This is a genomic window from Streptomyces mabaensis, from assembly GCF_053763515.1.
In genome coordinates, this window is sequence record NZ_JBSOPZ010000002.1 from 230,565 (window position 1) to 244,594 (window position 14,030).

At 71.3% G+C, this 14,030-nt stretch carries 15 protein-coding genes; 12 read left to right on the top strand and 3 right to left on the bottom strand.

What is annotated here, in order from left to right; genetic code table 11:
• Positions 1–9 precede the first annotated feature (9 nt).
• Entirely contained in the window at positions 10–561 is a 552-nt protein-coding gene (locus ACWV17_RS02640; RefSeq protein WP_455352078.1) for a DoxX family protein, read from the bottom strand.
• Between the two features lie 220 nt (positions 562–781).
• On the opposite strand from ACWV17_RS02640, the gene ACWV17_RS02645 reads away from it, so the two are divergent.
• Positions 782–1,171 (top strand): VOC family protein, encoded by a 390-nt coding sequence (locus tag ACWV17_RS02645; RefSeq protein ID WP_455358303.1) that lies wholly within the window; start codon positions 782–784, stop codon positions 1,169–1,171.
• On the opposite strand, the gene ACWV17_RS02650 is transcribed toward ACWV17_RS02645, so the two are convergent.
• Together ACWV17_RS02650 and ACWV17_RS02655 are read right to left on the bottom strand one after the other, a co-directional pair.
• Positions 1,114–1,851, bottom strand: coding sequence for a helix-turn-helix domain-containing protein (locus ACWV17_RS02650; RefSeq protein WP_455358304.1), 738 nt, complete (start codon positions 1,849–1,851; stop codon positions 1,114–1,116). The two genes, ACWV17_RS02645 and ACWV17_RS02650, sit on opposite strands and share 58 nt — an antisense overlap.
• Position 1,852: 1 nt before the next feature.
• Entirely contained in the window at positions 1,853–2,992 is a 1,140-nt protein-coding gene (locus ACWV17_RS02655; RefSeq protein ID WP_455358305.1) for a YihY/virulence factor BrkB family protein, read from the bottom strand.
• Between the two features lie 17 nt (positions 2,993–3,009).
• On the opposite strand from ACWV17_RS02655, the gene ACWV17_RS02660 reads away from it, so the two are divergent.
• From ACWV17_RS02660 to ACWV17_RS02710, 11 genes are all read left to right on the top strand, one after another.
• On the top strand, positions 3,010–4,653 hold the full coding sequence (locus tag ACWV17_RS02660; RefSeq protein ID WP_455358306.1) for an acyl-CoA dehydrogenase family protein: 1,644 nt from the start codon (positions 3,010–3,012) through the stop codon (positions 4,651–4,653).
• A gap of 245 nt (positions 4,654–4,898) precedes the next feature.
• Entirely contained in the window at positions 4,899–6,200 is a 1,302-nt protein-coding gene (locus ACWV17_RS02665; RefSeq protein WP_455358307.1) for a GAF domain-containing protein, read from the top strand.
• A 106-nt stretch (positions 6,201–6,306) separates the two neighbouring features.
• Entirely contained in the window at positions 6,307–6,873 is a 567-nt protein-coding gene (locus ACWV17_RS02670; protein WP_455352072.1) for a GNAT family N-acetyltransferase, read from the top strand.
• Positions 6,874–6,982: 109 nt separating this feature from the next.
• The gene (locus ACWV17_RS02675; RefSeq protein WP_366077175.1) at positions 6,983–7,066 is read left to right on the top strand and encodes a putative leader peptide; all 84 of its coding nucleotides are present in this window, start codon (positions 6,983–6,985) and stop codon (positions 7,064–7,066) included.
• A gap of 199 nt (positions 7,067–7,265) precedes the next feature.
• Positions 7,266–8,963 (top strand): nitrite/sulfite reductase, encoded by a 1,698-nt coding sequence (locus ACWV17_RS02680; RefSeq protein ID WP_455358308.1) that lies wholly within the window; start codon positions 7,266–7,268, stop codon positions 8,961–8,963.
• Positions 8,960–9,139 carry a hypothetical protein gene (locus ACWV17_RS02685; RefSeq protein WP_313943447.1) on the top strand — a complete coding sequence of 60 codons (180 nt, stop codon included), beginning with the start codon at positions 8,960–8,962 and terminating at the stop codon, positions 9,137–9,139. Before ACWV17_RS02680 ends, ACWV17_RS02685 begins: the two co-directional genes overlap by 4 nt.
• Entirely contained in the window at positions 9,136–9,831 is a 696-nt protein-coding gene (locus ACWV17_RS02690) for a phosphoadenylyl-sulfate reductase (RefSeq protein ID WP_455352070.1), read from the top strand. The genes ACWV17_RS02685 and ACWV17_RS02690 overlap by 4 nt, the downstream gene beginning before the upstream one ends.
• Positions 9,828–10,412 (top strand): adenylyl-sulfate kinase, encoded by a 585-nt coding sequence (gene cysC, locus ACWV17_RS02695; RefSeq protein ID WP_455352069.1) that lies wholly within the window; start codon positions 9,828–9,830, stop codon positions 10,410–10,412. Before ACWV17_RS02690 ends, cysC begins: the two co-directional genes overlap by 4 nt.
• Positions 10,409–11,347 (top strand): sulfate adenylyltransferase subunit CysD, encoded by a 939-nt coding sequence (gene cysD, locus ACWV17_RS02700; RefSeq protein WP_455352068.1) that lies wholly within the window; start codon positions 10,409–10,411, stop codon positions 11,345–11,347. Before cysC ends, cysD begins: the two co-directional genes overlap by 4 nt.
• Positions 11,348–12,673 (top strand): sulfate adenylyltransferase subunit 1, encoded by a 1,326-nt coding sequence (locus ACWV17_RS02705; RefSeq protein WP_455352067.1) that lies wholly within the window; start codon positions 11,348–11,350, stop codon positions 12,671–12,673. It abuts the gene before it with no gap.
• Positions 12,674–12,912: 239 nt separating this feature from the next.
• Positions 12,913–14,025 carry an ABC transporter substrate-binding protein gene (locus ACWV17_RS02710; RefSeq protein ID WP_455358309.1) on the top strand — a complete coding sequence of 371 codons (1,113 nt, stop codon included), beginning with the start codon at positions 12,913–12,915 and terminating at the stop codon, positions 14,023–14,025.
• Positions 14,026–14,030: the final 5 nt, after the last annotated feature.

A 14,030-nucleotide genomic window follows, 5' to 3' on the forward strand; every position in this document is an offset into this window, starting at 1 on the left:
TACGGCGGGCTACGACGCGGTCAGCAGTACCCGCGACAGGCGGCCGCGCCGCTGCCGCCAGACGGGGCGCAGCGCACCGTCCACGCCGTAGGCGCGACCCGCCGCGGTGGCCAGCAGCGCCAGGTGCACGGCGTACATCAGGACGTACGACCAGAACCACTCGTGGGGGGTGTTCAGCACGGAGAACGTGATCGCGGTGGTCTGGGCCAGCCCGACCAGCGCCCAGAACCGGGTGGCCAGGCCCACGAGCAGGAAGGCTCCGAGGCACGCCTCGACCGCGAAGGCGCCCCAGGCGAACACCGCGAAGTTCGGCAGGATCACGCGCTCGACCAGCCAGGCCCAGGGGGCGAACACCTCGTGTTCCACCCCGTTGAGCGTCCAGTCGTAGAGGTCCCGCGGGGGGTCACTCTTGTTCCCGAAGGCCGGTGGATGCTTCCAGGAAAGGTTCTGGATCCACAGCAGAGCGACCACGACACGGCAGACGGCCAGGAGTACGCGGGAGAACCGGGAAGAGCCCAGGGGCTCCACACCGGGGGTCGTCGGCTCGTTCGTCGCATCCATGAGGAGCGCTCTCTTATCGTGCTCCGCGGCACGGGACGGTCCGCTGCCGTGTACTTCGATCCACTCATGCGAGCCCGGGCGCCGCAAGCGATCCGGACCTTACGGAACAAGAACGCCTCGGCGCGCGCCGCTGGGGCCGCGCGACCGCTGCGTGGCGACCGCTGCGTAGCGACCGATTCGTACAAGACCGGCGGTGCGCGGCCCGCCTACGTTGGCGGGCATGACTCCACGACTCGATGTGGTCGGCCTGGTCGTCTCCGACATGGCCGCCTCCCTCGCCTTCTACCGCCGGCTCGGGCTCGACCTCCCGGCCGGTGCCGACGCGGAACCGCATGTCGAGGCGACGCTGCCCGGCGGGCTGCGGATCGCCTGGGACACCGAGGAGGTCATCCGCTCCTTCGACCCCGGATGGAGCAGGCCGCAGGGCGGCGACCGGATCGGGCTCGCCTTCGTGTGCGGCAGTCCCGCCGAGGTCGACGCCACGTACGACTCCCTCGTCGCAGCCGGCTACCGGGGCCACCTGAAGCCCTGGGACGCGTTCTGGGGGCAGCGCTACGCCGTGGTGATCGACCCGGACGGCTGCGGGGTCTCGCTGTTCGCCGCCAGGTAGGCACCCAGCGTGGTGCCGGCCAGCTCCCGCAGCTCACGGGCGAGGTGGGGCTGGTCGGCGCAGCCGGCGGCGAGGGCGACCTCGGCGTACGGCATACCGGTCCGGGCCAGCGCCAGGGCGCGCTGCAGCCGCAGGACGCGGGCCAGTGTCTTGGGTCCGTAGCCGAAGGCGGCGAGCGAGCGGCGGTGCAGCCGGCGCACCCCGAGGCCCGAGGCGCGCGCGGTGGCGGCGACGCTGTGCCCGGCGTCCAGTGCGGCGACGACGGCGCGCAGCACCGGGTCGGGCGGCTCCGCGGCCGCGGCCCGGCGCAGGGCGATGCCCTCCAGGACGGCGGCCGGGTCCGCGGCCTCGTCCGTCAGCTCGGTGAGCCGGCGCGCTTCGGCTCCGGGCCACAGATCGGCCAGGGCCACGCGCTGGTCGCGCAGTTCGTGTGCCGGTACGCCGAGCACGGCGGGGCCGGTGCCGGGCGCGAAGCGGACGCCGGCCCAGCGGGCTCCCGGGGCTTCGTCCGCGGGGTGGGCGTGGGTGTCGGGTCCGGCTACGAGCAGCCGCCCCTCGGTCCACAGCAGGTCCATACAGCCGTCGGGCAGTACCGGGTACGGCCCACCGCCCCGCGCGGTGCGCGTCCAGACGACCGCCCCGGGAACCCGCGACGCCCACTCGTCGTACACACGAGCCACGCTAGTCCCCGGGCGGCGCGTGGCGCTCCTTGCGCAGGCGGGAGGTGACGTCGTCGGGCGGCAGGAACTTCGACCAGCGCTCCGGGAACTCGGACGGCATGTCCCCGCCCGGGCCGTCCTCGTCGTCGTCCTCCCCGGCCGCCGCGCGGGCCGCCTCCGCGCGGGCCAGGAGTTCGGCGGCCTGGGCGGCCCGGACCCGCTCGTTCGCGGCGCGGGCGGCGGCCGTGGCCACCGAGGGCCAGACCCGGTCGATCGCGGCGTTGACCGCGGCGCCGACCAGGACGGCGAAGGCGGAGATGCCGATCCACAGGAGCACGGCGACGGGGGCGGCGAGCGAGCCGTAGATCGTCGGGCCCTCCACCGTGTTGGTCAGGTAGAGACGCAGCAGGAAGCTGCCCAGCACCCACATCGCGAGGGCGACCAGGGCGCCCGGCACGTCCTCGATCCACGGCGAACGCACCGGTACGGACACGTGGTACAGGGTGGTCAGGAAGGCGATGGACAGCAGGGTCACCGTCGGCCAGTACAGGACGCTGACCAGCTCGGTGCCCCAGGGCACGAGGCTCACCACCGCGTCCGGGCCGGCCACCATCAGCGGCAGCACCACCGCGCCGATCACCAGCGCGACGAGGTACAGCAGGAAGGCGAGCAGCCGGGTCTTGACGATGCCGCGGTGCCCGTCGAGCCCGTACATCACCGTGATGGTGTCGATGAAGACGTTCACCGCCCGGGAGCCGGACCAGAGCGCGAAGGCGAAGCCGAGGGAGATGAGGTCGGGGCGGCCGCGCTGGGTGACGTCGTCCAGCAGCGGCTTGGCGATGTCGTTGACGCCCCGGTCGGAGAGGATCGTGCCGACGGCGCCCAGGATGTTCTGCTCGATGCCCGCGACGGTGGAGGTGTTGGTCCAGCCGTCGACGTAGCCGAGCAGTCCGATCAGGCTGAGGAAGAGCGGCGGCAGGGACAGCAGGGTGAAGAACGCCGCCTCGGCCGCGAGGCCGAGAATGCGGTACTCGATGGCCGAATCGACGGTGTCCTTGAGCAGCAGCCAGGCCATCCGGCGCTTGGAGACGTTGCGGTACAGGGCACGGGCCCGGTGGAGCCGGCCCGATGGCCGCTCGGGTGTTTCATTTGCTGGCTGCACCTCCTTACCGTATCGGCATGGCACCCACCACCCACACCGTCACCAACCAGGCTCCGCCCCTGGTCGGACACGACGTCTACAACGCGGACCGGGCCCTCGTGGAGGGCGTGGAACGGCATCTTCCGCCCGACGCACCCGAACTCCTCGACACCGTACGAACCGAGCTCGGCGAACTCGGCGTCTCGGCCGGCTCCGCGCAGGCCCAGGAGTGGGGTGTGCTGGCCAACGAGAATCCGCCGCGCCTGCGCACCCACGACCGGTACGGGAACCGGATCGACGAGGTGGAGTTCCACCCCTCCTGGCACCGGCTGCTCGGGCACGCCGTCTCCGCGGGCCTCACCGACGCCTGGGGCCGCCCGGCCGGCCATCTGCGCCGCGCGGCGGGCTTCCTGGTCTGGACGCAGGCCGAGGCGGGCCACGGCTGCCCGCTGTCGATGACGCACGCCGCGGTGCCGGCGCTGCGCGCCGACCCGGAGCTGGCGGCGGAGTGGGAGCCGCGACTGACCGCCCATGTGTACGACCAGGAGCTGCGCCCGGCGGCCGACAAGCCCGGGGTGCTCTTCGGGATGGGCATGACGGAGAAGCAGGGCGGGAGCGATGTCCGGGCGAACACGACCCGCGCGGAGCCGTTGGGCGCCGGGGGCGAGTACCTGCTGACCGGTCACAAGTGGTTCTGTTCCGCCCCGATGTGCGACGGCTTCCTGGTGCTGGCGCAGGCCGCCGGGGGCCTGACCTGCTTCCTGGTGCCGCGGGTGCTGCCGGACGGCGGCCGGAACGTGTTCGCGATCCAGCGCCTGAAGGACAAGCTCGGCAACCGGTCCAACGCGTCGAGCGAGGTGGAGTTCGACGGCACCTGGGCGCGCCGGGTGGGCGAGGAGGGCCGGGGGGTGCGCACGATCATCGAGATGGTGGCGGCGACGCGGCTGGACTGCGTGGTCGGGTCGGCCGCGCTGATGCGGCAGTCCGTGACCCAGGCGATTCACCACGCCGCGCACCGCAGCGCGTTCGGCGGGAAGCTCATCGACAAGCCGCTGATGCGGAACGTACTGGCCGATCTGGCCCTGGAGTCGGAGGCGGCGACGACGCTGGCGCTGCGGCTCGCGGCCGCCTACGACAGTGACAGCGAGCAGGACCGGGCCTTCCTGCGGCTGGCGGTGCCAGCGGCCAAGTACTGGGTGACCAAGCGGTGTACGCCGGTCGCGGCGGAGGCGCTGGAGTGCCTCGGCGGCAACGGCTATGTCGAGGAGTCGGGGATGCCGCGGCTGCTGCGCGAGTCGCCGCTGAACTCGATCTGGGAGGGCTCGGGGAACGTACAGGCGCTGGACGTACTGCGGGCGCTGCAGCGGGAGCCGCAGGCGCTGAACGCCTTCCTGCAGGAGGTCGGGCAGGCGCGCGGCGCCGATCACCGGCTGGACGCCGCGATCAAGGATCTGCTGACCGAACTGGCCGATCTGGACGGCATCGAGGCGAGGGCCCGGCGGCTGGTCGAGCGGATGGCGGTGGTGCTCCAGGGCTCGCTGCTGGTGCGCTGGGCGCCGTCGGAGGTCGCGGACGCGTTCTGCGCCTCGCGGCTGGGCGGGGACTGGGGGACCGCGTTCGGGACGCTGCCGCACACACTGGATCTCGCCACGGTCGTCGACCGGGCGCGGGTGCCGGTCTAATCCTGCCCGGTCAGGGCCGGAGGACCGGGGTGGTGCTGCGCCGACGCGGCACCACCCCTGCCTCACCGCCCCGTTGCGGAGCCGTATCGCCGTTCGAACGGCGATACGCCACCTTCGGTCAGTTGCCCGCCCTTTGGCGAGAGTTGCAAACCGTTGCAACCGTTGTGCGAAGAAAGCCGTCGGAGCCCGTCTCGTAACGGCAGGATGAAGACCGGCTGATTCCAGGGGGATTCCGGGAGGATCCGGTGTCGAACACATCTCTCGACCTGAACAGGCTCGCCGCCGTGGACGCCCGCCGGGCGGCTCGGCTGCTCAAGAACGTACGGGCGGCCGCCCTCGCCGGGAAGCAGCCGCCCGCCGCACCGCGACCGGAGATCGGCGAGTCCTGGCGGCGCATGCTGAGCAGCGGTGTCGACCCGGACCGGGGCTCGCGCGCCCATCTGCTCTCCGCCGAGGAGACCGAGCGGCGGCGGCAGTCCTCGCCGCTGCGCGAGATCCTGCCGGTGCTGCGCGAGGGCCTGCTGCCCGCGATCGACGAGACGCTGCACATCATGGTGGTGTCCGACGCCGAGGGACGGCTGCTGTGGCGGGAGGGTCACGCCTCGGTCCTCAGGAAGGCGGACCTGGTCGGCTTCGAGGTGGGCGCCGACTGGGACGAGGACCTGGTGGGCACGAACGGGGTCGGCACGGTCCTGGTGGCCCGGCGTCCGTTGCAGGTCTTCTCGGCCGAGCACTTCGTCAGCACCCATCACGACTGGACCTGCGCCGGGGCGCCCGTCCACGACCCGCGCGACGGGCGGCTGCTGGGCGTGATCGATGTGAGCGGCCCGCTCGCCAGCATGCACCCGGCGACGCTGACCTGGGTCACCTCGGTGGCGCGGCTGGCGGAGAGCGAGCTGCGGAACCGGCATCTGATGTCCCTGGAGCGGCTGCGGACCGTCGCGGCGCCGGTGCTGTGCCGGCTGACCGGCCGGGCGCTCGCCGTCGACCCGCACGGCTGGCCGGCCGCGGTGACCGGCATGCTGCCGCCGGACCGGCTGCCGCTGCCCAAGTCGTTCGGGCCGGGACGCGTCTGGCTGCCCGCGCTCGGTGACTGCACGGTGGAGCCGCTGCCCGGCGGGTGGCTGGTGCGGGTCGAGGACGCCCGGCCGGCGGGTGCGGTCAGCAAGCTCGTACTGGACCTGAGCCGGCCGCGGCGGTGGTCGGCCACCGTCTCGGGTGCGGCGGGCAGCTGGAGCCAGGAGCTGAGCCCGCGCCATGCGGAGCTGCTGTTCCTGCTGGCCATGAACCGCGCGGGGCGGTCGGCGGCCGAGCTGGCGGACGACGTCTTCGGCGACCCGACGCGCACGGTGACGGTGCGCGCCGAGCTGTCCCGGATGCGGCGCACCCTCGCCGGGGTGCTCGCGCACCGTCCGTACCGCTTCACCGAGGACGTACGGGTCGAGGTGATCCAGCCGGACCATCCGGCCGGCCTGCTGCCGCACTCGACGGCTCCGGCGGTGATACGGGCCCGCGCGGCGGGGCCCGCCGCCCTCGCCGTGCCGTGACCGCGTCCGTACGACTGCCCCGGACGGCCGCCACGACCACCCCTGACGGCCGGGTGCGCACCGGGCGACTTTGGCGGGAGCGCCGCCGCATGATTCTCTGAAGTCCATGAGCAGCAGCATCACCGTGACCACCTGGTCCCTGGAGCAGACCTCGCCGGCGGATCTCCGGCCGGCCGCCGAGCCCGGCGGGGACATCACGATCGTCCGGGCCGAGGTCCCCTCCCCCGAGTTCAGCCGGTTCCTCTACACCGCCGTCGGTGGTGACATCCGCTGGACCGACCGCCTGGGCCTGCGCCACGAGCAGTGGCAGGAGGCGCTGGCCAAGCCCGGGACGGAGACCTGGGTGGCGTACGACCGGGGCACCCCGGCCGGGTACGTCGAGCTGGAGGCGCAGGACGAGGGCTCCGTCGAGATCGTGTACTTCGGGCTGATCCCGGCGTTCCGGGGCCGGCGTATCGGGGGTCATCTGCTGTCGTACGGTGTCGGGCGGGCCTGGGACCTGGCGGACCGCTGGCCGGGGCTGGCGCCGACGAAGCGGGTGTGGCTGCACACCTGCAGCAAGGACGGGCCGCACGCCATGGACAACTACCTGCGCCGCGGCTTCCGGCTCTTCGACACGAAGGTGGAGGACGAGCCGGACGTCCCGACCCCGGGCCCGTGGCCCGGCGCGTGAGTATGTGATCCATGTGATCCACGGCACATCGTCCCACATTCCGGGACGATCGTGTCCACATGATGGATAGCGGTGGACTGGCCCAAGACCCCCGTGACACGCTTCCGTCATGTCTACAGCTGGAATTGCCTTGGTGAGTCGGCGGCACGTCGACCTCGGCCGCATGTCCAGCGCCATCTGTCCGGCCTGCTGATCGAACCAGCACCGCCGCACACATCGCCGTCCCCGCCGTCGCGGACGAGCCGATCCCCCGGAGCACAAGACAGCTCTGCCCACGCGGGCGAGCGCTTCGCCATGCCCCACCTGCCAGCGTTTTCGCAGGTCAGGCTGGGCACTGGGGGTCGTCGTCTCGAACCCGCACTCCTTGAGCCGCCACAGAAGGACCTCACACCATGGCCGCCACTCCCGACCAGCCGACTGCTGCCACCTCCCGCCGCAAGGCCGGACGCCACCGTGGCGAAGGCCAGTGGGCCGTAGGCCACTTCACGCCCCTCAACGGCAACGAGCAGTTCAAGAAGGACGACGACGGTCTCAATGTGCGGACACGCATTGAGACGATCTACTCCAAGGCCGGTTTCGACTCGATCGACCCCAACGACCTGCGCGGACGCATGCGCTGGTGGGGTCTGTACACCCAGCGCAAGCCCGGGATCGACGGCGGCAAGACCGCGATCCTGGAGCCGGAGGAGCTGGACGACGAGTTCTTCATGCTGCGCGTCCGGATCGACGGCGGCCGGCTGACCACCGAGCAGCTCCGTGTCATCGGCGAGATCTCGCAGGAGTTCGCGCGCGGGACCGCCGACATCACCGACCGGCAGAACGTCCAGTACCACTGGATCCGGATCGAGGACGTCCCGGAGATCTGGAACCGGCTGGAAGCCGTGGGCCTCTCCACGACCGAGGCGTGCGGTGACACCCCCCGCGTCGTCCTCGGCTCGCCCGTCGCCGGCATCGCCGAGGACGAGATCATCGACGGCACCCCGGCCATCGACGAGATCTCCCGCCGGATCGTCGGCAACAAGGACTTCTCCAACCTGCCGCGCAAGTTCAAGTCGGCGATCTCCGGATCGCCGCTGCTGGACGTGGCACACGAGATCAACGACATCGCCTTCGTCGGGGTGAACCACCCCGAGCACGGCCCCGGCTTCGACCTGTGGGTCGGCGGCGGTCTCTCCACCAACCCCAAGATCGGTGTCCGGCTCGGCGCCTGGGTGCCGCTCGACGAGGTGCCCGACGTCTACACCGGGGTCATCTCGATCTTCCGCGACTACGGCTACCGCCGGCTGCGCACCCGCGCCCGGCTGAAGTTCCTGGTCGCCGACTGGGGCCCGGAGAAGTTCCGCCGGGTCCTGGAGGACGAGTACCTGAACCGCAAGCTGGTCGACGGCCCCGCGCCCGAGCAGCCCCTACAGCAGTGGCGCGACCACGTCGGTGTGCACCGGCAGCAGGACGGCCGCTTCTACGTCGGGTTCGCGCCGCGCGTCGGCCGGGTCGACGGCACGCTCCTCACGAAGATCGCCGAACTCGCCGAGGCGCACGGCTCGGGCCGGCTGCGCACCACCGTCGAGCAGAAGATGATCGTGCTCGACATCGAGGAGTCGCAGGTCGAGTCGCTGGTCGCCGGCCTGGAGTCGCTGGACCTGCGGGTCAACCCGTCCCCGTTCCGGCGCGGCACGATGGCCTGCACCGGTATCGAGTTCTGCAAGCTCGCGATCGTCGAGACCAAGGCGCGCGGTGCCTCGCTGATCGACGAACTGGAGCGCCGTATGCCCGAGTTCGACCAGCCGGTCACCATCAACATCAACGGCTGCCCGAACGCCTGCGCCCGTATCCAGGTCGCGGACATCGGTCTCAAGGGCCAGCTGGTCCTGGACGACGACGGCAACCAGGTCGAGGGCTACCAGGTCCACCTGGGCGGCGCGCTGGGCCTGGAGGCCGGCTTCGGCCGCAAGGTCCGCGGGCTGAAGGTCACCTCCGCCGAGCTGCCCGACTACGTCGAGCGGGTCCTCACGCGCTTCCAGAAGGAGCGCGAGGAGGGCGAGCGCTTCGCCACCTGGGCGGCGCGGGCGTCCGAGGAGGCACTGTCTTGAGCGAGCGTGCCGCCCCGTTCTACTGCCCGTACTGCGGCGACGAGGACCTGCGTCCGAACGAGCAGGGTCACGGCGCGTGGGAATGCGCAGCATGCAATCGAGCCTTCCAGCTGAAGTTCCTCGGGCTGCTGACCCGTGGACTTCAGCGCAACGACGGTGGAGGGGACGAGATATGACGACCGTGCAGGAAAGCCTCAAGGACATTGCCGAGCGGGCCGGGCGTGAGCTGGAGGACGCCTCGGCGCTCGACATCCTGAAGTGGGCGGCCGAGACCTTCGGGCCGCGCTTCTGCGTCACCTCCTCCATGGAGGACGCGGTGGTCGCCCACCTCGCCTCGCGTGCCTTCCCGGGCGTGGACGTCGTGTTCCTGGACACCGGCTACCACTTCCCCGAGACCATCGGCACGCGGGACGCGGTCGAGGCCGTGATGGACGTCAACGTCATCACGCTCACCCCGCGCCAGACCGTCGCCGAGCAGGACGCGGAGTACGGCCCGAAGCTGCACGACCGCGACCCCGACCTGTGCTGCGCGCTGCGCAAGGTCAAGCCCCTCGAAGAGGGTCTGACGGCGTACGAAGCGTGGGCGACCGGGCTGCGCCGCGACGAGTCCCCGACCCGGGCGAACACCCCGGTCGTCGGCTGGGACGAGAAGCGGCAGAAGGTCAAGGTGTCCCCGATCGCCCGCTGGACGCAGGACGACGTGGACGCCTACGTCGCCGAGCACGGCGTCCTCACCAACCCGCTGCTGATGGACGGGTACGCCTCGGTGGGCTGCGCGCCCTGCACCCGGCGCGTGGCGGAGGGCGAGGACGCCCGGTCCGGGCGCTGGGCGGGGCGGAACAAGACCGAATGCGGATTGCACGGATGACCGACGTTCAGGAAGTCACCGACGTTCAGGAAGTTCAGGAGAAGCAGTTGACTGGCGCCACGGTGTGGCTCACGGGTCTGCCCAGCGCGGGCAAGACCACCATCGCGTACGAGCTGGCGGGCCGGCTCCGCGCGGACGGCAACCGCGTCGAGGTGCTCGACGGCGACGAGATCCGCGAGTTCCTCTCGGCGGGCCTCGGTTTCACCCGTGAGGACCGGCACACCAACGTGCAGCGGATCGGCTTCGTCGCCGAACTGCTGGCCAGCAACGGCGTGACGGCGCTGGTCCCGGTCATCGCCCCGTACGCGGACAGCCGCGAGGCGGTCCGCAAGCGCCACCAGAGCGAGGGCACCGCGTACCTGGAGGTGCACGTGGCCACCCCGGTCGAGGTGTGCTCGGAGCGCGATGTGAAGGGGCTGTACGCCAAGCAGGCAGCCGGCGAGATCTCCGGGCTGACCGGGGTCGACGACCCGTACGAGGCTCCGGAGGCACCGGACCTGCGGATCGAGTCGCACACCCAGACCGTGCAGGAGTCCGCGGCGGCGCTGCACGCGCTGCTCACCGAGAGGGGCCTGGCATGACGACCACCGTCGCATCGATCCACGAGGACACCGACGCGCCGTACGCGCTCTCGCACCTGGACGCCCTGGAGTCCGAGGCGGTGCACATCTTCCGCGAGGTGGCGGGCGAGTTCGAGCGGCCGGTGATCCTCTTCTCCGGCGGCAAGGACTCCATCGTCATGCTGCACCTCGCGCTCAAGGCGTTCGCGCCCGCGCCGGTGCCGTTCACGCTGCTGCACGTCGACACCGGGCACAACTTCCCGGAGGTCCTGGAGTACCGCGACCGTACGGTGGCCGAGCACGGGCTGCGGCTGCACGTCGCGTCCGTGCAGGAGTACATCGACGCCGGCAAGCTGCGCGAGCGCCCCGACGGCACCCGCAACCCGCTGCAGACCGTCCCGCTGACCGAGGCGATCCAGCAGCACCGGTTCGACGCCGTGTTCGGCGGCGGCCGCCGCGACGAGGAGAAGGCGCGCGCGAAGGAGCGGGTGTTCTCGCTGCGCGACGAGTTCTCGCAGTGGGACCCGCGCCGGCAGCGCCCCGAGCTGTGGCAGCTCTACAACGGCCGCCACGCCCCCGGCGAGCACGTCCGCGTCTTCCCGCTGTCCAACTGGACCGAGCTGGACGTGTGGCAGTACATCGAGCGCGAGAAGATCGAGCTCCCCGAGATCTACTTCGCGCACGAGCGCGAGGTCTTCAAGCGCAGCGGCATGTGGCTGACCGCAGGTGAGTGGGGCGGCCCCAAGGACGACGAGACGGTCGAGTCCCGGCTCGTCCGCTACCGGACCGTCGGCGACATGTCCTGCACCGGCGCCGTCGACTCGGACGCCACCACGCTCGACGCCGTGATCGCCGAGATCGCCGCCTCCCGCCTGACCGAGCGGGGCGCGACCCGCGCCGACGACAAGATGTCCGAGGCCGCGATGGAAGACCGTAAGCGCGAGGGGTACTTCTAAATGACCAGCACCACTGAGCAGTTGTCGGCCACGACCCTGCTGCGGTTCGCCACCGCGGGGTCCGTCGACGACGGCAAGTCCACCCTCGTGGGACGGCTGCTGCACGACTCCAAGTCGGTGCTCACCGACCAGCTGGAGGCCGTCGAGCACGCCTCGCGGAACCGCGGCCAGGAGACGCCCGACCTGGCGCTGCTCACCGACGGCCTGCGGGCCGAGCGCGAGCAGGGCATCACCATCGATGTCGCGTACCGCTACTTCGCCACCGCGCGGCGCCGGTTCATCCTCGCCGACACCCCCGGGCACGTGCAGTACACCCGGAACATGGTCACCGGCGCCTCGACGGCCGAGCTGGCCGTCGTGCTGGTCGACGCGCGCAACGGCGTGGTCGAGCAGACCCGCCGGCACGCCGCGGTCGCGGCCCTGCTGCGGGTCCCCCATGTCGTCCTGGCCGTCAACAAGATGGACCTGGTCGACTACGCGGAGCCCGTCTTCGCCGCCATCGCCGAGGAGTTCACCGCGTACGCCGCTTCGCTCGGCGTCCCGGAGATCACCGCGATCCCGATCTCGGCGCTGGCCGGCGACAACGTCGTGGACCCGTCCGCGAACATGGACTGGTACGGCGGCCCGACCGTGCTGGAGCACCTGGAGACCGTCCCGGTCAGCCACGACCTGACCGGCTGCCCGGCCCGCTTCCCGGTGCAGTACGTGATCCGTCCGCAGACCGCCGAGCACCCCGACTACCGCGGCTACGCGGGCCAGATCGCCTCGGGCGTATTGCGGGTGGGCGAGGCCGTGACCGTACTGCCGTCGGGCCGTACGAGCACGATCGAGGGCATTGACGCGCTCGGCATGAGCGTGGACATCGCCTGGGCGCCGCAGTCGGTGACCGTGCGGCTCGCGGACGACATCGACATCTCGCGCGGCGATCTGATCGCTCCGAGCGCGAGCCTTCCGGCCGCCACCCAGGACGTCGAGGCGACCGTCTGCCATGTCGCGGACCAGCCCCTCACGGTCGGCCAGCGGGTGCTGCTCAAGCACACCACCCGTACGGTCAAGGCGATCGTGAAGGACATCCCGTCCCGGCTGACGCTGGACGACCTGTCCCAGCACCCGGCCCCGGGCCGGCTGGTGGCCAACGACATCGGCCGGGTCCGCGTCCGTACCGCCGAGCCGCTCGCGCTCGACGCGTACGCCGACTCCCGGCGTACCGGATCGTTCCTGCTCATCGACCCGGCGGACGGTACGACGCTGGCGGCCGGCATGGCGGGCCACTCGTTCGCCGCCGAGGCCGAGCCCGTACAGGACGACGAGGGGTGGGACTTCTAGCCATGGGCCACGATTTCTTCTCCACCTTCGCCAAGGAGGGCGGCCGCGTCGGCAGCGGCGTCCTCGGCAGCGGCCAGGGAGGGGTGGGGCGATGTGCGCGATGACGTTCGCGCACTGCCTGCGCGCCCCCGCCCCCCACGAGCCGTACCTGCACCGACGAAAACCTGCCGACTTCCCGGCCGCGTCCCGGAACACCCGTAGGACGTAAGAACCGGGCCTGACGAGAGGAACGACCTCCCGTGCCTGCCACTCGCACCACCTTGCGCCGCGGCCTTGCCGCTGCCGCCGCCCTGCCGCTGCTGATTGGTGCACTCGCCTCCTGCGGCTACGGCTCGAAGGCGGTGGAAGAAGACGTGAACTCCAAGGTGGCCGCCGGCGGCAAGAAGCTCTCCGCCGACACGGTGCGGGTCGGGTACTTCCCGAACCTGACGCACGCCACCGCGCTGGTCGGCGTCCAGGAGGGCCTGATCCAGAAGGAACTGGGCGGCACCAAGCTCGCCCCGCAGACCTTCAACGCCGGCCCGTCCGAGATCGAGGCCCTCAACGGGGGCAGCATCGACATCGGCTTCATCGGCCCCTCGCCGGCCGTCAACGGCTTCACCAAGTCCAGGGGCCAGAACCTGCGGATCATCTCCGGTTCCGCCTCGGGCGGGGTGAAGCTCGTCGTCAACCCGGACAAGATCAAGACCCTGGACGACGTCAAGGGCAAGAAGATCGCCACCCCGCAGCTGGGCAACACGCAGGACGTGGCCTTCCTCAACTGGATCTCCGAAAAGGGCTGGAAGGTCGACGCCGAGAGCGGCAAGGGCGATGTCTCCGTGGTCCGTTCGGACAACAAGGTGACCCCGGACGCCTACAAGGCGGGCTCGATCGACGGCGCGTGGGTGCCCGAGCCGACCGCGTCGAAGCTGGTCGCCGAGGGCGGCAAGGTGCTGCTCGACGAGTCCACCCTGTGGCCGGACAAGAGGTTCGTGATCACGAACATCATCGTGTCGCAGAAGTTCCTCAAGGAGCACCCGGACGTCGTCGAGGCGTTCCTGCGGGGCACGGTGAAGACCAACGAGTGGATCAACGCCAACCCGGACAAGGCCAAGGCCTCGGCCAACGCCGCGCTCCAGGCGCTCAGCGGCAAGGCACTGGCCGCCGAGGTCATCGACCCGGCGTGGCCGAGCATCCGGATCACCGATGACCCGCTTGCCGCCACGCTGGACGCCCAGGCGCAGCACGCGGTCAAGGCCGGTCTGCTGGAGAAGCCCGACCTGTCCGGCATCTACGACCTGACGCTCCTGAACAAGGTGCTGAAGGCCGCCGGCCGGCCCGAGGCCGATGACGCCGGGCTCGGCGTCAAGTAACCCGT

What these genes read in the sequence shown, in the direction of transcription:
- ACWV17_RS02660 (WP_455358306.1), top strand. Translation starts at nt 3,010, where the DNA reads ATGGCACCCACCACCCACACCGTCACCAACCAGGCTCCGCCCCTGGTC.
- ACWV17_RS02670 (WP_455352072.1), top strand. Translation starts at nt 6,307, where the DNA reads ATGAGCAGCAGCATCACCGTGACCACCTGGTCCCTGGAGCAGACCTCG.
- ACWV17_RS02705 (WP_455352067.1), top strand. Translation starts at nt 11,348, where the DNA reads ATGACCAGCACCACTGAGCAGTTGTCGGCCACGACCCTGCTGCGGTTC.
- ACWV17_RS02675 (WP_366077175.1), top strand. Translation starts at nt 6,983, where the DNA reads ATGTCTACAGCTGGAATTGCCTTGGTGAGTCGGCGGCACGTCGACCTC.
- ACWV17_RS02690 (WP_455352070.1), top strand. Translation starts at nt 9,136, where the DNA reads ATGACGACCGTGCAGGAAAGCCTCAAGGACATTGCCGAGCGGGCCGGG.
- ACWV17_RS02640 (WP_455352078.1), bottom strand. Translation starts at nt 561, where the DNA reads ATGGATGCGACGAACGAGCCGACGACCCCCGGTGTGGAGCCCCTGGGC.
- cysC (WP_455352069.1), top strand. Translation starts at nt 9,828, where the DNA reads ATGACCGACGTTCAGGAAGTCACCGACGTTCAGGAAGTTCAGGAGAAG.
- ACWV17_RS02680 (WP_455358308.1), top strand. Translation starts at nt 7,266, where the DNA reads ATGGCCGCCACTCCCGACCAGCCGACTGCTGCCACCTCCCGCCGCAAG.
- ACWV17_RS02645 (WP_455358303.1), top strand. Translation starts at nt 782, where the DNA reads ATGACTCCACGACTCGATGTGGTCGGCCTGGTCGTCTCCGACATGGCC.
- cysD (WP_455352068.1), top strand. Translation starts at nt 10,409, where the DNA reads ATGACGACCACCGTCGCATCGATCCACGAGGACACCGACGCGCCGTAC.